General features: G+C 42.7%; 18 protein-coding genes. 13 read left to right on the top strand and 5 right to left on the bottom strand.

Translation table 11 applies throughout. From position 1 onward, the window contains the following. The first annotated feature begins 246 nt into the window (after positions 1-246). The 7 genes from ACYTXL_RS00375 to ACYTXL_RS00345 all read left to right on the top strand — a co-directional run bounded on the left by ACYTXL_RS00375 (position 247) and on the right by ACYTXL_RS00345 (position 5,139). Entirely contained in the window at positions 247-675 is a 429-nt protein-coding gene (locus ACYTXL_RS00375; RefSeq protein WP_461922999.1) for a hypothetical protein, read from the top strand. 27 nt (positions 676-702) lie between these two features. Continuing rightward, positions 703-819 carry an LCCL domain-containing protein gene (locus tag ACYTXL_RS00370; RefSeq protein ID WP_461923015.1) on the top strand — a complete coding sequence of 39 codons (117 nt, stop codon included), beginning with the start codon at positions 703-705 and terminating at the stop codon, positions 817-819. Positions 820-837: 18 nt separating this feature from the next. Further along, positions 838-1,149, top strand: coding sequence for an LCCL domain-containing protein (locus ACYTXL_RS00365; protein WP_461922998.1), 312 nt, complete (start codon positions 838-840; stop codon positions 1,147-1,149). 1,132 nt (positions 1,150-2,281) lie between these two features. After that, positions 2,282-3,685: a glycoside hydrolase 100 family protein gene (locus tag ACYTXL_RS00360; RefSeq protein WP_461922997.1), complete on the top strand. Its 1,404-nt coding sequence runs from the start codon at positions 2,282-2,284 to the stop codon at positions 3,683-3,685. Positions 3,686-3,934: 249 nt separating this feature from the next. Continuing rightward, positions 3,935-4,081 (top strand): hypothetical protein, encoded by a 147-nt coding sequence (locus ACYTXL_RS00355; protein WP_461922996.1) that lies wholly within the window; start codon positions 3,935-3,937, stop codon positions 4,079-4,081. Between the two features lie 183 nt (positions 4,082-4,264). Continuing rightward, positions 4,265-4,567 (top strand): hypothetical protein, encoded by a 303-nt coding sequence (locus ACYTXL_RS00350; protein WP_461922995.1) that lies wholly within the window; start codon positions 4,265-4,267, stop codon positions 4,565-4,567. A gap of 104 nt (positions 4,568-4,671) precedes the next feature. Further along, on the top strand, positions 4,672-5,139 hold the full coding sequence (locus tag ACYTXL_RS00345) for a hypothetical protein (RefSeq protein ID WP_461922994.1): 468 nt from the start codon (positions 4,672-4,674) through the stop codon (positions 5,137-5,139). Between the two features lie 225 nt (positions 5,140-5,364). On the opposite strand, the gene ACYTXL_RS00340 is transcribed toward ACYTXL_RS00345, so the two are convergent. Both ACYTXL_RS00340 and ACYTXL_RS00335 read right to left on the bottom strand, forming a co-directional pair. Next, positions 5,365-5,547: a hypothetical protein gene (locus tag ACYTXL_RS00340; protein WP_292790110.1), complete on the bottom strand. Its 183-nt coding sequence runs from the start codon at positions 5,545-5,547 to the stop codon at positions 5,365-5,367. 84 nt (positions 5,548-5,631) lie between these two features. Beyond that, positions 5,632-8,637 (bottom strand): UPF0182 family protein, encoded by a 3,006-nt coding sequence (locus ACYTXL_RS00335; protein WP_461922993.1) that lies wholly within the window; start codon positions 8,635-8,637, stop codon positions 5,632-5,634. Positions 8,638-8,867: 230 nt separating this feature from the next. Between ACYTXL_RS00335 and ACYTXL_RS00330 the strand changes: the two genes are divergently transcribed. Then, a complete protein-coding gene (locus ACYTXL_RS00330) occupies positions 8,868-9,089 on the top strand; it encodes a hypothetical protein (protein WP_461922992.1) in 222 nt (73 codons plus the stop codon). Between the two features lie 3 nt (positions 9,090-9,092). On the opposite strand, the gene ACYTXL_RS00325 is transcribed toward ACYTXL_RS00330, so the two are convergent. The 3 genes from ACYTXL_RS00325 to ACYTXL_RS00315 all read right to left on the bottom strand — a co-directional run bounded on the left by ACYTXL_RS00325 (position 9,093) and on the right by ACYTXL_RS00315 (position 11,361). After that, entirely contained in the window at positions 9,093-10,367 is a 1,275-nt protein-coding gene (locus ACYTXL_RS00325) for a protein kinase domain-containing protein (protein WP_461922991.1), read from the bottom strand. A 121-nt stretch (positions 10,368-10,488) separates the two neighbouring features. After that, positions 10,489-10,875: a hypothetical protein gene (locus tag ACYTXL_RS00320; RefSeq protein WP_461922990.1), complete on the bottom strand. Its 387-nt coding sequence runs from the start codon at positions 10,873-10,875 to the stop codon at positions 10,489-10,491. Between the two features lie 312 nt (positions 10,876-11,187). Beyond that, positions 11,188-11,361 (bottom strand): hypothetical protein, encoded by a 174-nt coding sequence (locus tag ACYTXL_RS00315; protein WP_461922989.1) that lies wholly within the window; start codon positions 11,359-11,361, stop codon positions 11,188-11,190. Between the two features lie 24 nt (positions 11,362-11,385). On the opposite strand from ACYTXL_RS00315, the gene leuB reads away from it, so the two are divergent. The 5 genes from leuB (at position 11,386) to accD (ending at position 15,335) form a co-directional block, all read left to right on the top strand. Further along, positions 11,386-12,474, top strand: a complete 1,089-nt coding sequence (leuB, locus tag ACYTXL_RS00310; RefSeq protein ID WP_461922988.1) for a 3-isopropylmalate dehydrogenase — start codon at positions 11,386-11,388, stop codon at positions 12,472-12,474. A gap of 94 nt (positions 12,475-12,568) precedes the next feature. Continuing rightward, positions 12,569-12,829 carry a hypothetical protein gene (locus ACYTXL_RS00305; RefSeq protein ID WP_292790102.1) on the top strand — a complete coding sequence of 87 codons (261 nt, stop codon included), beginning with the start codon at positions 12,569-12,571 and terminating at the stop codon, positions 12,827-12,829. Positions 12,830-13,007: 178 nt separating this feature from the next. Continuing rightward, on the top strand, positions 13,008-13,832 hold the full coding sequence (locus tag ACYTXL_RS00300) for a prepilin peptidase (RefSeq protein WP_461922987.1): 825 nt from the start codon (positions 13,008-13,010) through the stop codon (positions 13,830-13,832). A 69-nt stretch (positions 13,833-13,901) separates the two neighbouring features. Then, positions 13,902-14,168 (top strand): hypothetical protein, encoded by a 267-nt coding sequence (locus ACYTXL_RS00295; RefSeq protein WP_461922986.1) that lies wholly within the window; start codon positions 13,902-13,904, stop codon positions 14,166-14,168. A 216-nt stretch (positions 14,169-14,384) separates the two neighbouring features. After that, entirely contained in the window at positions 14,385-15,335 is a 951-nt protein-coding gene (gene accD / locus ACYTXL_RS00290; protein ID WP_461922985.1) for an acetyl-CoA carboxylase, carboxyltransferase subunit beta, read from the top strand. Positions 15,336-15,462: the final 127 nt, after the last annotated feature.

The raw sequence follows: 15,462 nt of genomic DNA, 5'->3' as shown, positions 1-15,462 counted from the left end.
TTAGCAAGTCGTTGTTGCCACAGACTTTATAAGCGTCTAAGGGCTGAGATTGCCGACTTGTCTAAGTGTTGTTCACAAATGATTAAGTAGGGCTATATATTGTTACGACTAAAGAGTATGTCCTTAAAATTGCTCTGTAGATAGAGGAATATCCTGAGCAAAGCTGGTATATTTAGAAGCCTGATTAGTAACAATTCTTGATTCAAATTAAGAGATTAACTTGGTATTTTTACAAGCCTTGGCAATATGAATGTGGAATTTTTTAACAGGATTCCTTTGATGCCTTTAATATTACTCTTATTGGCTTACACTCTTCTGGGATGGTATCTTGCGACTAATCATATTATTTGGTTAGTCGGAGCTTTTGTTGCTGCTATGGTTATAGCTGTAGTGCGAAAGAGTATTTCTTGGTTGGAGCGTTTAGTTGAATTTGGCTCTCAAACCTTAATTGTCATATTATTTTTAAGTATATCAATTGCTTTAGTAGCAACTTGGTCATTATTGTTCAGCCTTTTTCTCATACCCTTAGCAACTACGCTTTTAGGTGATTTGGAAATGCGCTTTTCTGGCTTCAACAAGCTAGATTCCTTTTGGGTTTTAACAGTCATAGCGGTCTTGGGATTGGTAGTAGGCGAAGCAATAGATATTCTAATTTTTCCCAGTAGCAGATATTAAATAATTAAGGATTAAGGATAAAAATATATTTTTATTACTAACGATTCCTCAATTTGCAATGCGGCTGTATATGCCGGACTAATCACAACTAGAAATGGGGGACAAGTCACAATTAGAATTAGTCCGGGAGCAGGGTTTTACTAGGGGACGACTCCTAATGGAGTGAACAGCCGAAACTACGGTAGTTGGGGAGGAAGTTTTATTTTGCTTGGTTCAAAACGATCACCAGGATCACTGCAATGGAATAGCACAGCCTCAAATCTACGTGGACAGCTAAACCAAGATTTCACATTCATTTGTCCGCCAAATGCTTCTATTTTCAAGGTATGGGGCACTGACGTTTATACGGACGATTCCTCAATTTGCAATGCGGCTGTATATGCCGGACTAATCACAACTAGAAATGGCGGACAAGTCACAATTAGAATTCGTCCGGGAGCAGGGTCTTATATGGGACGACTCGTAATGGAGTGAACAGCCGAAACTACGGTAGTTGGGGAGGAAGTTTTATTTTTGTTAGATGATGACTATTACGTAGTTCACTGTAAAATTCCTGTGGCAGACAACCGCTTTGCCTTGGAACATAAAAATCAAGTTGTTGAGTAGTTCCTGAAGAGATGCCAGCGAATTTGCGCTAGGACTAATAATAAGCTAAATAACATCTAAACTACACAATCGAATTAAATCAAACTCTTGTGAGGTGGGCAGCGTTCGACTGAGCGCTCACGCCGAAGTCTTGCCCGCCTTAATTATGCAAGTTAAATGGGGAACAGCTTACCAACTAGTACTGTAAGGCGGAATTCAAAATTTAAGATTCAAACAGGTATACACCGTATGCGTTTCATTGATTTGAAATGGATGGTTTATTTACGCCAAGCTGTACTAGTAATTCGTAATCATGGTCGAACGCGAGTAGGTGTCGCAGACAAGACTCGCTAACGTAATTTGTAATTAAGAGGCATCAGATTCAAGCTAAGTTTCCATCTCTTGGATCTGTAGCCTGATTTTTGAGAATTGGTTTAAGAAATTCCAAATCATAAAAGACTATTTTAAAATTTTGAATTCCCTCCCTTGGGGTTGACAATACCAATTTTAGATTAAAGGAATAATCTAAAATCCAAAATTGTTTAACTGAGTGTAAATTCAAGTAAAGGAAACTTCGCAAAGAAATATGATAGGGTTACAATGAAAGAAGGTCTTAATTACAGGTGCAACATCAGGTATCGGTCAGGCGATCGCGATCAGACTTGCTCAATAAGGGTGCAATATCGCCATCGATTACCGCAAAGACCCTAAAGCTGCGGCAGACACAGCAATGAATCAAGTCTGGATAGATTGAAAATAGTAAAAAAAGGCGATGTCTACGATGGGCTACGCCGGAGCGGAAAGTTACATCTCAATCGGGCGTGCTGGTTTCTCTGAGGAAATGGCAGCCGCAGTACTTTTTTAGTTCGGATGAAGCTGCCGACATCACCGGATAAACGTTGTTTGTAGATGGTAGATTGACTTTGGATGCTGACTTCCGGGAAAACTGGTCAGCTTGAAGTAAGGGTTGCGTATTTTCCACAAGAGAGTCGATACATACCATTAGTGGAATTAGACGTCCATGACTAGCGCGATCGATAATAACAGTCTGCTCTTAGCAGAAGCCTGGAAATTGTTGGAAAATTCCATAATTTATTACCAGGGAAAACCCATTGGGACTGTAGCCGCCCACGATCCGGAATTAGATGCACTCAATTATGACCAGTGCTTCCTCCGCGATTTTGTCCCTTCTGCCTTGGTGTTTCTCATGGCCGGCAAACCAGAGATTGTCCATAACTTTTTAGTAGAAACACTGAAATTACAAAGTCATGAAAAGCAGATAGACTGCTTTGAACCGGGAGCAGGGTTAATGCCTGCAAGTTTCAAAGTACATTTTAATGGGAATGAAGAATTTTTGGTCGCTGATTTTGGTGAGCAGGCGATCGCTCGCGTTCCCCCAATTGATTCCTGTATGTGGTGGATTCTTCTGCTACGGGCTTATGAAAAAGCTACAGGCGATTTGGCTCTAGCACGTCAGCCAGATTTTCAACAAGGAATCAAGCTAATTTTGGATCTTTGCCTAGTACATCGCTTTTCCATGTACCCAACAATGCTAGTTCCCGATGGCGCGTTTATGATTGACCGTCGTATGGGAGTCTACGAACATCCTCTAGAAATTCAGGTCTTATTCTATGCGTCCCTCAGAGCTGCTAGTGAATTGCTTTTACCAGATGGGGATGGCGAGAGCTATCTTAGCAAACTCAATAGGCGATTGGGATCTTTGAAATATCATATCCGCAACTATTATTGGCTGGATCTGAAGCGATTGGGAGAAATCTATCGTTACAAGGGTAACGAATTTGGTAAAGAAATTGTTAATAAATTCAACATCCACTCAGAATCAATCCCCAGTTGGTTAACCGATTGGTTACCCGAAACCGGAGGATATTTAGCGGGAAATTTGGGGCCGGGACGGATAGATTTTCGCTTTTTTGCTCTGGGAAATCTGATGGCAATCTTAGCTTCTTTAGCAAGTGACACAGAGTCTCAAAGCATTATGAATTTATTTGCCCAACGCTGGCAAGACTTGATCGGCTATATGCCTGTTAAAATCTGTTTTCCAGCTTTGGAAGGTTTAGAGTGGAGAATTGTTACAGGATGTGACTCTAAGAACAGCGCTTGGTCTTATCACAACGGCGGTAACTGGCCAGTTTTACTATGGTTATTTACTGCTGCGGCACTGAAAACAGATCGAACAGAACTTGCCCAAGCAGCGATCGCCATTGCCGAAAGGCGTTTATTTAAGGATAAATTTCCAGAATACTACGATGGCAACAATGGTCGTTTGATTGGTAAAGAAGCGAGAATTTATCAAACTTGGAGCATCGCCGGATTGCTAGCTGCTAAACAGTTGCTAGAAAATCCAGAGTACTTGGAATTAATCAGCTTTACCGAGGGTCTTGAAGGTCCAGGCTGTAGCATCTAGCTACTGATTGCCCCACAAGGCTCTAAAGAGAAGATGATTTAGTGGTGTAACTATACAGGGTGTCTCTGCTAACTAGTACAGCAGGCGCGTCAATCCAGGTACCATCTCAATTAAACAGACACGGGATAGACAACTTGATCACAGCAACTGGTTAAAGGTAGGCAAACTTGCGTCTGTACTAGCTACACTGACAGTAAGATCACAAGCAACCAAACTTTTAGTAAGTATAAGTTAATAAATAGCCGATTTGTGCCAACTAAAATCGTGATCAACAGGTTGCGGCGATCGCACAGCCTGATTCTCTATAGGACTTACGCAAAACTACATCAGGTAGGGGCAATTCATGTAGCTTTAGCTGACCGCAGGGTATTGCCCCTACTCAACAATCAGGGTTGAGGCTATTGTTTGCCTAAGTCCTGTCTACTTTGGGCTGCGCCAACGAGTGACCCTGCGTCTGAATCCCCTTCTAAAATACCGGATAACTGATACACTATATTGTAAGAGGTATCTGAAGTGTCATACTTTCTAATATCACCAGATAGTCTTTGCATCCTTAACACGTTTTAACGTGTATAAACCATGAAAAATACTTCAGATTTAATTTCAGAATTTGAAAAACTATTCAGAGAAAAATTACAACTAAACAATTGTAAACTCAGAAAGAAAAGACAAGAGAATAATTATGAAATTATTACTCCAGCGAAAGACATCTTTTTAATGTATTGGTCAGAATTCCCAGAAGTTAACTTAATCTATCAGCCTGTAGGGGTACGTACTCACCAAACTGAAGTTTATGAGCGAGCTATCCGTTCCCACATTAGTTTTTGTGTGAGTAGTATCAAGGAGAATCCTCACTCGGAATCACCATTGTTGGTGAAATAAGTAATACTCAGATAACACCGAGAATGCTTACTAAACTCTCGCCAGTTTTTGTTATATAACTGACGAGAGTGGATCACCGAAAATCTGTTGATCAAGAGATGAAAGTGGAATCTGAAAAAAATCAAGATCAGCTAGATTATAAAACCTTGTTAGCGAATGCAAAGCAAGCCTTAAAAGTTGAATATCACAAATCAGCTGCTTTAGCGTCCCAACTGCAAGCCATAAAAACTCAGTTAGAGCAAGTTCAGGCTGAAAACAAAACTCTCAGGGAGAGTGCTTATCAAGATGTCATTAAGCACTTTGAAGCGCGTACTCAAGCAGCAGAAGCACTAGCACTGAAAACAGAAGTGCGCCAAAGATTCCTTGAAGCCAATGGTTGCAAGGATGATCAGAGCTTCGATACTCTATGGGATAGGATTAAAAATAAGATTCAGATCCAAGAGGGTGAAGTGAGAATCGTTGCTCAAAATGGCACTCCCAAATTCACCTTAACGGGCAGCATGATGAGTTTGAGTGATTTCATTCAATCCCTCAAACAAGACCCGATCTCTAGAAAATCCTTCTTGAACTAGAGAGCCGAATTATCCACACTCTCAGATATAAAGAGACGGAGATTCACAAAATATCACTGTTTTAATATCCTGATTTTTCAGGTTCCCATCCTGACCACGTTTGTACAAAAAAGTGTCTGAAGCTCATATATCTCGGTCTGACGTCGGACACATCTTTCAGGGTCTTCAAGCAGCATTCTGATCAAAGCGTCTCGCTAGAATCGCACTAAGGATTGTAGCACAAAGTTATTCATCTTCGTCTCCTGGCGGTCGTTCGCTCTCGCTTTGTTGGGCGTTCCACTCCAAAACAATGCGTTCCAACATCTCAACTTGCGTACAGTTATTAACATCTGCGTATACTTTAATCAACTCCCTCACTTTCGGACTAACGTGGCGAATCTCTAGTTGGTTATCTTGTACCATGTCCATTAAGTTTTAGTGTCCATTACATATCTTGAATCATTAAACTATGGCTGTTACGATAAATTTTTAATTATTTAGTTTTAAAATCGCTTAACTTGGCGGGGCTGCTTCTTCAAAGGGACGGATAATCGCAGGGGCTGGTGTAACTTCTGGTTTAAAAATTCCTTGCAATGCTTGTTCTAAGGTTTGTGCCATCACAATCCGGTTTTCGTAAGCCACCACTACGCGCACCAAAGTTGGTAAACTATTCTGTGTGGCTTCTAGATAGATTGGCTCGACATAGAGCAGCGATTGGTCAATGGGAATTACTAGTAGATTCCCTTGAATAGCTCTCGAACCCTGGTGATTCCACAGAGAAATTTGCTGGGAAATTACTGGATCTTGGTTAATCCGCGCCTCGATTTGCTCTGGACCGAAAACTAGGCGTTCCTTAGGAAAGACATATAGAACTAGCCTACCGTAGTTCTTGCCATCTGATCGCGCCGCTAACCAAGCGATTAAATTAGTCCGTTGTTTGGGAGTATAGGGCAGAAGCAGGATAAATTCTTCTCTACGAGAGGCTGCGCCAACAAAGGGTACGGTGGGTAAACTAGTAATCAAATAGTACGGATCTACCGGACGTGTTTCACTACCATAGATTTCGTTGGGGATTTCCCACTGGTCTTCCCGATTGTAAAATACCTGGGAGTCAGTCATGTGATAGGTCATCAACCGCTCAGATTGAATTTTGAAAAAGTCCACCGGATACCGGGTATGACTACGGAGATTTACTGGCATTGTACTGAGCAGTTTAAACATTTGGGGAAATATCGCTGACCAAGTGGCAATGATCGGATCGCTCTGATCGGCAATGTAAAACTTAACAGTGCCGTTATAGGCATCAATCACTACCTTGATCGAGTTGCGAATGTAGTTGATCCCATCCTTACCAGAGTCTGAGTAAGGATAGCGATCGCTCGTCGTGTAGGCATCAACAATCCAGTAAAGATAACTGGGATTACTTGGGAAATCTTGATTCGCAGTAGCTACTAAATAGGGATCGCTGTCAAATTTCAGGAAGGGTGCGATCGCTTCAATTCTTTGCTTGACATTTCGCCGAAGTAGCACCTTTGTATCTGGCAAAAAGTCCCGTGTCAGTAACATCTGCCAATCTTTCAAATACATTGCAAATAGCCAGCGTCGCCATCCTGAACCAATTTCAACGCCACCCAAACCATCGTAAGAGTTGTAAACATTGTCACTACCACTAGGGTAGTCTAGCTCTCTAACTTTTGTGCCAGTCATCACATAAGTATTAGTGATTTCACCGTAATAAATTCGCGGTTGTCCAATGGGAATGCTTTCACGAATCGCTTCATTGGAAGTTGTGAGGGCGCTACTATTACCGCTAATATCTTTCACAAAATATTCTGGTAGCCCACCCGGGCCAACTGTATTAACTGGGCTAACAGTAAACCCAAAACCGTGGGTATAAATAAGGCGGCGGTTAACCCATGTTTGAGCTTCCTGTGGTACGGCACTGTAGTCTAATTCTCGGGCGGCAATCAGTACCTGCCGCCGTTCTGTTGGTTCTGGCGGCTTTTGGGTGGCTGATGGTCGGCGTGAAGTTACATCTGTTTTGAGAGTATAGCGATCAATATCGGCATCAGGGAACCGATAGTAAGGCCGAATTTGTTGCAACTGACGGTTAGTTTCTAACAATGGTCGCTGATCCCACAGGCGAATATTCCGAATTGTCAAGTCATTCTTTTGAATATCAGCTTCAGTCAATCTTCCTTGCGGGTTGAAAATTCTGGAATCGATCGCATCTAAATCAAATGCTTGGCGAGTCAAGGCGATAGTACGCTGAATGTAGGGTTGCTCTCGTTGCAACTCATTCGGTTGAACAATTAAATATTGCACCACACTAGGTAGAACAACCTCAGCCACTGCAACCACTATTAGATAAACCCCTAACCCGCAAAACACCAAAGGACGATACTGAGATTTGGGTTTCCAGAAAAATGTTCGCCAAAGTAGGTAAAAGGCGATCGCTACTGCTAGGATGCACAAAACGGTGTCAGCTGGCAACTGGGCTGTCACATCCGTATAGTAGGCACCATAACTAACTCCACGGGTAGAATACACCAGTTCATAGCGACTCAGCCAATAACTCAGCGCCACTACCAGCATCAACAAGCTACCCATCCCGGATAAATGACGCTGCTGCTGGGGCGAAAAACCGGGGAAAATTCCCTGACTCAAACTGTCGCCTGACAGGAGATAAGTGAGAGTAACGGCGACGAAGCCATACAAAGATAATCCCATCAGCCAGAGTTCTAGCAGTTCCCAAAAGGGTAAGGAAAATATGTAAAAGCTGATATCTCGACCAAATAAAGGCTCAGTGCTGTTGAAAAGGGTGGGGTGGAAATATTGCAGCACCTTTGGCCAGTGTTGGAATAGGATGAACGCAAAAATGGGACAGAACAAAAGTGCGATCGCTGTTAATAAAAATTGGGGATAGATTAAAATTGCGATTGCGCCGACTACAATTAAACCGAGATCCCAGACTTGAGAGACAATTTGCCTTAAGAGTTGCCAGATTGTCTCTGGTCGAAATCGGGACGGAATCGGTAGACTAGCGTTATTAACTGGAGAATGCCAGTAGAAAAGAGTAATTTGACCATAGTGAGCCAGCATCAACCCGATCAATAAGCTCAGTAAGAGAGTTAGGGGTAATAACCAGCGCAATCTTAATGGTTGAAAGCGTTGCGGTGCAAGTATCCGGGTTTCGTTGCGTCTTGGATAACGAGGACTGAGAAAATTTGTTAATTCACTCCCCAGTTCTGCTTCCTCACGCCTGACTTCCTCAATCTTCAAAAACTGGGGATATTTTAGCCGTTGTGCGAGAGCCAGATTTAGCAGTAGATAGACAGCAGTGATCCCAGCCACCACTAACCACAAAACACCACCAGTTACCACCCTCAACAGAAATACTTGGAGATAGCCGACTTCCTGAAACCAAAAAATCTCTGCTCCCAGGCGGGAACCCAGATCCAACACTAGCCACAGCCCCAAGAATACAATTAATAGTCTAAAGCCCCATTTCCAATACATTGATATGTAATTTAACTTTAACTGTAGATGTGCTAAAAGTCGTAGGGAAGCAATTTGATATTCAGTTTGAATTGCAATAAGCCCTCATCGGTGGTGCAGCAATTGACGCTACAGGCGAACCTCTACCATCTGCCATATCTACTTTTTAATTAGTATTTTGCTATTTAGAAAATATTTGCAAATGAAACCTTGCTTTAGTGTCAAGTTATTTCCGATCCTCTCCAGGACAAATGCGACTTCCTTGGGATGAGTGGGAAGCCAATAATGGAGAAATAGAAAAAGTAGCGGAAAAATTTATTTTTGCTAACTGTTATAACCCGCAGTTTGTCGGTAGCGTACTACAAAAGCAAGGCGAGGATGAGGAGGAAGCGCAGTTCCAGGTATCGGAAAGCCAGAAGCCGCAAGGCTTCGTAGAAAGGGAGGTGTTAACAAATCTTTTGAAAAATCTGTAAGCCTTATATGTTACAGTTTACAAGTCTTGACGCGAGAGAAAAAGTATCTTTTACAAACGGAAGGTGGGCTAATGGTGCTTCCATACCAAAAACTACATCTTTTATGATAATCCATCGATCCGTATTTCTCCAACCAACGCGATCGCCAAACGCTTCCCAAATTTCGCTGTCGTAATGTCTGGTTCCCCCCAGACTTTGATAAATGCGCTTTTGCACTGAAAAGCCAAAATGTCCATTGCTATACTTTACCCAAAGTTGGTCAATAATGCGGAGGTCTTCACAAGGAAAACTATCAATGCTTTCAGAATTAAGCCAACCGGCCTTTTCTCTCCCTACTACTGTCAGCATAACTCGGTTTGTTTCCTGATCTGCTGTTTTCCACTCCCCTGCTGCGAGCAAATCACGCAGTCGGGTGTAGTCCATCTTTGAGGATTTTAGATTTTGGATTTGCGATTTTGGCCTGGGCTTAAGTAATTCTAACCATTCTCGTACCGTCTGCGATCTATCTTGCGGTTCTAACGCCATTCCTTTGATAATCGCATTATTCACGTGATCGCTAATGTCAGAATTAAACTGCTTTGGCGCTTTTAAGGGAATATCGCCATCTTTTCGATAATTAGCAGGTATAGGAATTCTACCAGTCAATAAACTATACAAAGTTGCAGCTAAAGCATAAACATCAGTAGAAGTTCCAAAACGTCCCTGCCTTTCATACTGTTCCACTGGTGCATAGCCTTCTGTTTTAGAATTGGTCATGCTGAGGGTTTTACCAATGGTAAACTTACGCGCCAGACCAAAGTCAATCAAAACTGCTTCTTGTTTTGCATCGCGCAAAATAATATTATTCGGCTTGATATCCCGATGTAAAAAGCCTTGTTGGTGAACACATTCTAATGCTTGTCCAACTTGATTGATATAGCGTAATGCTTCATCCTCTGATAAGTGTCCGTGCTTATCAACGTAAACTCCTAAATCATCCCCATTAACGTATTCCATCACCATTCCCCACAATCCAGCTTCTTGTATCACTTCATGGACTTTGACAATATGGGGATGCTGACAACCTCGTAACCGTAACGCTTCGTTAACAAATTGTTCTTGCTTTTCGTGGAAGTCACCTTGACTTTGCTGTATCGGATTGAGGGTTTTGATGGCAAATAATTTACCCGTGCGCTGTTCTAGTGCGCTATAGGTGACACCAAAGCCACCACCACCAAGCACTTTTTCAACGATGAATCTGCCGTTTTTAAGGGGTTGATTGGGTGTCCAAAGTTGCATAGATGCGCTAACTAATAACTGCTGAGTAGAATTTAACCTTTATTTAAGGCTGTTGTCGTCCCTCCTCAATACTGGCGAAGATTTCCTCAAGGGTGATATCTCCTAATATTTGATCCCGATCTCACGTATAATCTCCACTACCCCTCTTAAATTGCTGCATAAATCGCACCATGCCATCATGACCAAGGGTTTTAGTTAGCGCTTCTATTCCCAACCGCCTAATCTTAGCCTGAGAAAGTTTAGTTACATCTAGCATTTTCATATTTGTAACTTTGGGCAGAACATGTGAACTTTCAATCTGCGATATTCGCCTTTCTTCGATTCGGGTAACTATTTCCTCAATAGTAGGATTTCCCAATATTTCATCCCTATCTCGCGTGTAATCACCCCTGCCTATATCGAATTGATGCATAAATAGCCCCATTCCTGCTGGGCCAATAGCTAAACTCAGCGTATCTATTCCTAATTTCTGAATTTCAGTTTGAGTCAACTTACTCACATCGATCATTTGTAACCTCTCTGAGCCACTGAAGCGGGTTCTCTACCCTAACTTGTAGCAAGTCTTTGTGCCTTGCAGCCAAACGTAACATTCTGTCATCAGTTGTGAGCAAAACATCGGCTTTGCCAGCTTCTGCACAAGCAATATGCAACGCATCGTAATCTTTAAACCCCTTTTGAGCAAGTTTCGTTTCCTACTACGAGACTCGATTTGTTGGGTTATATCGACTTTGCTCATCGCTAAAGCAGCCCAAATCTGCATCTGCCGTTTTCTTGCTCCTTCAGGAGTTTTCCGAAGCTCATCATCAAAGGTTTCGCTTCCTTACAGCCGCCAATCACCCATTTGAACAATAGCCAAAATGCGAAGCACCGCCTCAGTTTCCAAACGAATCCGTTCTTGTGTCTGGTCATCAAAAGGGCGATTCAGACAACACATATCTAAATAAATTAAAAACTCCATCGGTACATTTTGCTGGGTATGATATTTGATCTGCAAGCATTTACCCAGTAATAACCAGCTATGACCCAGAACTACCACATTACTCTACTTCCCGGCGATGGCATTGGCCCTGAAATTATGGCAGTGGCGGTAAATGTGCTGAAAGTCGTAGGGAAGCAATTTGATATTCAATTTGAATTCCAAGAAGCCCTTATGGGTGGTGCCGCAATTGACGCTACAGGCGAACCCCTACCATTTGTCACTTTAGAGACTTGCCGTAATAGTGATGCTGTGTTACTCGCTGCGATTGGTGGCTATAAGTGGGATTCCCTACCATCTAATTTACGCCCAGAAGCAGGTTTGCTGGGGCTACGTGCAGGTTTGGGACTATTTGCAAATTTGCGCCCAGCGAAAATTTTGCCCCAGCTAATCGACGCCTCGACTTTGAAACGTGAAGTTGTGGAAGGCGTGGATATTATGGTGGTGCGTGAACTCACTGGCGGCATTTACTTCGGTAAACCCAAGGGTATTTTTGTTACGGAAACTGGTGAGAAACGCGGTGTAAATACAATGGTTTACACAGAGTCAGAAATTGAACGTATTGGGCGGGTGGCCTTTGAAGCAGCACGGAAACGCGGCGGAAAACTTTGTTCGGTGGATAAGGCGAACGTATTAGAAGTATCTCAGTTATGGCGCGATCGCATCACCCAACTTTCACAAGAATATCCAGATATTGAACTCTCTCATTTATATGTCGATAATGCTGCTATGCAGTTGTTACGCGCTCCCAAGCAGTTCGACACCATAGTTACAGGCAATTTATTTGGTGATATTCTCTCTGATGCTGCTGCCATGCTCACAGGTAGTATTGGGATGTTACCCTCAGCTAGTTTGGGTGCTTCTGGTCCTGGTGTGTTTGAACCAGTTCACGGTTCCGCCCCAGATATTGCCGGACTTGACAAAGCTAATCCTCTAGCACAGGTTTTGAGTGCGGCGATGATGTTACGCTACGGTTTAGACCAGCCAAAGCCAGCAGACCATATTGAACAAGCCGTATTGCAAGTTTTAGAGCATGGCGAGCGCACAGGGGATATAATTTCTCCAGGTAAAAATCTTTTAGGTTGCCGTGCTATGGGCGATGCACTAATTAGAGCGATTGAAGGAAAATAATTTAATAATTAATGCAACTTGGGCAATTTGGCAACCTTTCCTATAAGTTTCGGGTAGACTAAAGAGAAATCTAGCAAGCAAATAACAGTCGATAGTGTACGCATTACGACAAGGACAAGCAAATTTTACCGCCCCAAAAAACCAGCCGCCTTTGATTGATCCCGCCGTAATCAGAGCTGCTGGGCAGATATACTACACTCACTGTGAAGTACATCCCGAAATAGCTGGGCAACCTTCTGGTGTAGCAATTAATCGCATGAATCATCGAGGTAAGGTTATTTTTACTAACCAACCAGTTCTCTTACCTCAAGAATGTTTTGTGCCCTTGAGTCAAATTGAATCGCATATCTATTAGTCATTGGTCATTAGTCATTAGTCATTAGTCATTATTCATTAGTCACTTGTACTGAGCGACTTGTGCCGAGCGTTGCCGAGGTAAGCCGAAGTATTAGTTCTCGACAAAGGACAAAAGATAAACGACAAATGACAAAGGACAAATGACAAAGGACAAATGACAAAGGACAAATGAGTGTATGGACATTTTGTTCGCCGTTCCGGCGAGTGTAATGGTCTTTGCTTTGGGTGCATCTATTGGCAGTTTTATCAACGTTATTGTTTATCGCCTACCTGCTGGGTTGTCAATTCTTTGGCCGCCCTCTCGTTGTCCTAAATGCTTAAACCAGCTAAAAGCTTACGACAATGTACCAGTGTTCGGCTGGATTTCGTTAAGAGGGCGGTGTCGATATTGCAAAAGCAAAATTTCTGTCCGTTATCCCGTGGTAGAAGGGGTAACGGGCATAATTTTTTTACTGGTTTTTTTGGTATTTCAAGTTTCAACTTTAACAATAGGCTATTGGGCTTTTTGCAGTTGGTTATTGGCGCTATCGCTCATCGACCTAGATACAATGACCTTACCCAATCGACTTACTCAGTCGGGTTTAGTGGTAGGGATTTTGTTTCAAATGGTGGTTGGTTATTTACCAGAAGCTAGTTCCGTGGCATTGGTAAATCACCTGATGATGGCGATAGTCGGTGCAGTATTAGGTTTATGGCTGTTTGATGCGATCGCCTTATTAGGTTCAATTGCCTTTGGGAAAGCTGCAATGGGTGCAGGTGACGCCAAGTTAGCAGCCATGATGGGAGGTTGGTTAGGCTGGAAATATTTGCTCTTGGCTAGTTTTATTGCTTGTGCGCTGGGAGCGTTAGTTGGTAGCGTTGTTATTATACAGCGATCGCGACAAAGCTTAGGACAAAAGATGCCTTTTGGCCCTTTTCTGGCTTTAGGATCTGTGATCACTCTGTTTAGCGGCGAAGCCATTTTATCCAGCTACCTGCGGTTATTTTTTCCAGCGTCTTGAATTGCAGTAGGGGATGAGGGGACAAGGGGGACAAGGGGGACAAGGGGAATAACCCATGCCGAATGCCCAATGCCCAATCCGCTTTGGTCAGAAATTTTTATAATTCGTGACTGTAACCAGCATTACCCCATCTGCCCTTCATATTTTGATAATATTCAGCTTGTGACTTGTATTACCCTCTTAACGACGATTAACCGTTGGCAAGTACAACTAGTGCAACAGATGCTGATTGCTTATGACGTAGCAATAGGAATAATTGATTTGGGTGGGAGGGGGAAAGCATCTTATTTGGAGGTTGGTATTCTCATGGCTTTGTCAGTACATCCATATAATTAAGTCTGCTGAAAAAAGAGCAAAAGACTTGTATTGGTATAAGTATTTTCGTTAAGCTGGCAACCAAAGATGAAAATTCCGGTATGAATTGCTTAAAAGCGTAATTTAACGATGTAGTCATTAGTCATTAGTAAAGACAAATGACAAAAGACTAAGAACAACCCGACGATAGGGCTTGACATGTTTTCAACCTCATACCCACTTAAAATAAAATAAAAAATGGCTAACAACGAAGAATCACGCGGTTTAAAGTCTCTATTTGATTGGTTTGCAAATCGACGCAAATCAGGATCTACCAGCCTCGAACGCCAAGAACGTGATATTGCTGATGGTCTGTGGCATAAATGTTCTAAATGTGGCGTGTTGGCATATACAAAAGATTTGAAAGCTAATCAGATGGTTTGTGTTGAATGTGGTCATCACAATCGGGTAGACAGCGATGAACGCATCCGTCAATTGATAGATCACAATACCTGGAAACCTCTGGACGAGCATTTGCGCCCAACCGATCCCCTGGAATTTCGCGATCGCAAACTCTACAGCGATCGCCTACGAGAAACACAAGATAAAATTGGCTTAATAGACGCGGTTAAAACTGGTTTAGGTCAAATCAACGGTTTGCCCATTGCCCTTGGGGTTATGGATTTCCGTTTCATGGGTGGTAGCATGGGTTCCGTTGTGGGAGAAAAACTCACCCGCATGATTGAGCAAGCCACTCAACGGCGTTATCCTGTAATTATCGTCTGCGCCTCCGGTGGTGCGAGGATGCAAGAAGGAATGCTCTCGCTGATGCAGATGGCGAAAATTTCCGCAGCCCTCCAGCGTCATAAAGACGCCCGACTATTATATATTCCCGTTTTGACCAATCCCACAACAGGCGGCGTTACCGCAAGTTTTGCGATGCTGGGTGATATCACTTTGGCAGAACCCAAGGCAACCATTGGTTTTGCCGGTCGGCGAGTAATTGAGCAAACCCTACGGGAAAAACTACCCGATAATTTTCAGACTGCTGAAGATTTGCTCCAGCACGGTTTTGTTGATGATATCGTACCCCGTACCCAATTAAAGAACATATTAGCCCGGCTGATTGCCCTACACCAGCCAGTATTAACAACACCTCCTATGGTGTTGTGGGAAACAATGTCCTTGACTTCTACCGCCGCAGAATAAACAAAAGTTATGAGTCAGGAGTAGGAAGTGAAAAATTCATAACTCCTCACTCCTAACTCCTCACCTCTCAAAGCCTATTTTGTAAATTACCATCAAAAGGCTTGTTTAGAGTTCGTATTAACTTAAA

The organism is Nostoc sp. (assembly GCF_054880495.1).
The sequence above is the reverse complement of the archived record's forward strand: the minus strand, read 5'-3'. Positions and strand labels throughout refer to the sequence as shown.

Bases quoted from the DNA above. Each gene is read 5' to 3' on its own strand.
- ACYTXL_RS00375 (WP_461922999.1), top strand. From the start codon at position 247: ATGAATGTGGAATTTTTTAACAGGATTCCTTTGATGCCTTTAATATTA.
- ACYTXL_RS00360 (WP_461922997.1), top strand. From the start codon at position 2,282: ATGACTAGCGCGATCGATAATAACAGTCTGCTCTTAGCAGAAGCCTGG.
- ACYTXL_RS00350 (WP_461922995.1), top strand. From the start codon at position 4,265: ATGAAAAATACTTCAGATTTAATTTCAGAATTTGAAAAACTATTCAGA.
- ACYTXL_RS00340 (WP_292790110.1), bottom strand. From the start codon at position 5,547: ATGGACATGGTACAAGATAACCAACTAGAGATTCGCCACGTTAGTCCG.
- ACYTXL_RS00335 (WP_461922993.1), bottom strand. From the start codon at position 8,637: ATGTATTGGAAATGGGGCTTTAGACTATTAATTGTATTCTTGGGGCTG.
- ACYTXL_RS00330 (WP_461922992.1), top strand. From the start codon at position 8,868: ATGCGACTTCCTTGGGATGAGTGGGAAGCCAATAATGGAGAAATAGAA.
- ACYTXL_RS00325 (WP_461922991.1), bottom strand. From the start codon at position 10,367: ATGCAACTTTGGACACCCAATCAACCCCTTAAAAACGGCAGATTCATC.
- ACYTXL_RS00320 (WP_461922990.1), bottom strand. From the start codon at position 10,875: ATGATCGATGTGAGTAAGTTGACTCAAACTGAAATTCAGAAATTAGGA.
- leuB (WP_461922988.1), top strand. From the start codon at position 11,386: ATGACCCAGAACTACCACATTACTCTACTTCCCGGCGATGGCATTGGC.
- ACYTXL_RS00300 (WP_461922987.1), top strand. From the start codon at position 13,008: ATGGACATTTTGTTCGCCGTTCCGGCGAGTGTAATGGTCTTTGCTTTG.
- ACYTXL_RS00295 (WP_461922986.1), top strand. From the start codon at position 13,902: ATGCCCAATCCGCTTTGGTCAGAAATTTTTATAATTCGTGACTGTAAC.
- accD (WP_461922985.1), top strand. From the start codon at position 14,385: ATGGCTAACAACGAAGAATCACGCGGTTTAAAGTCTCTATTTGATTGG.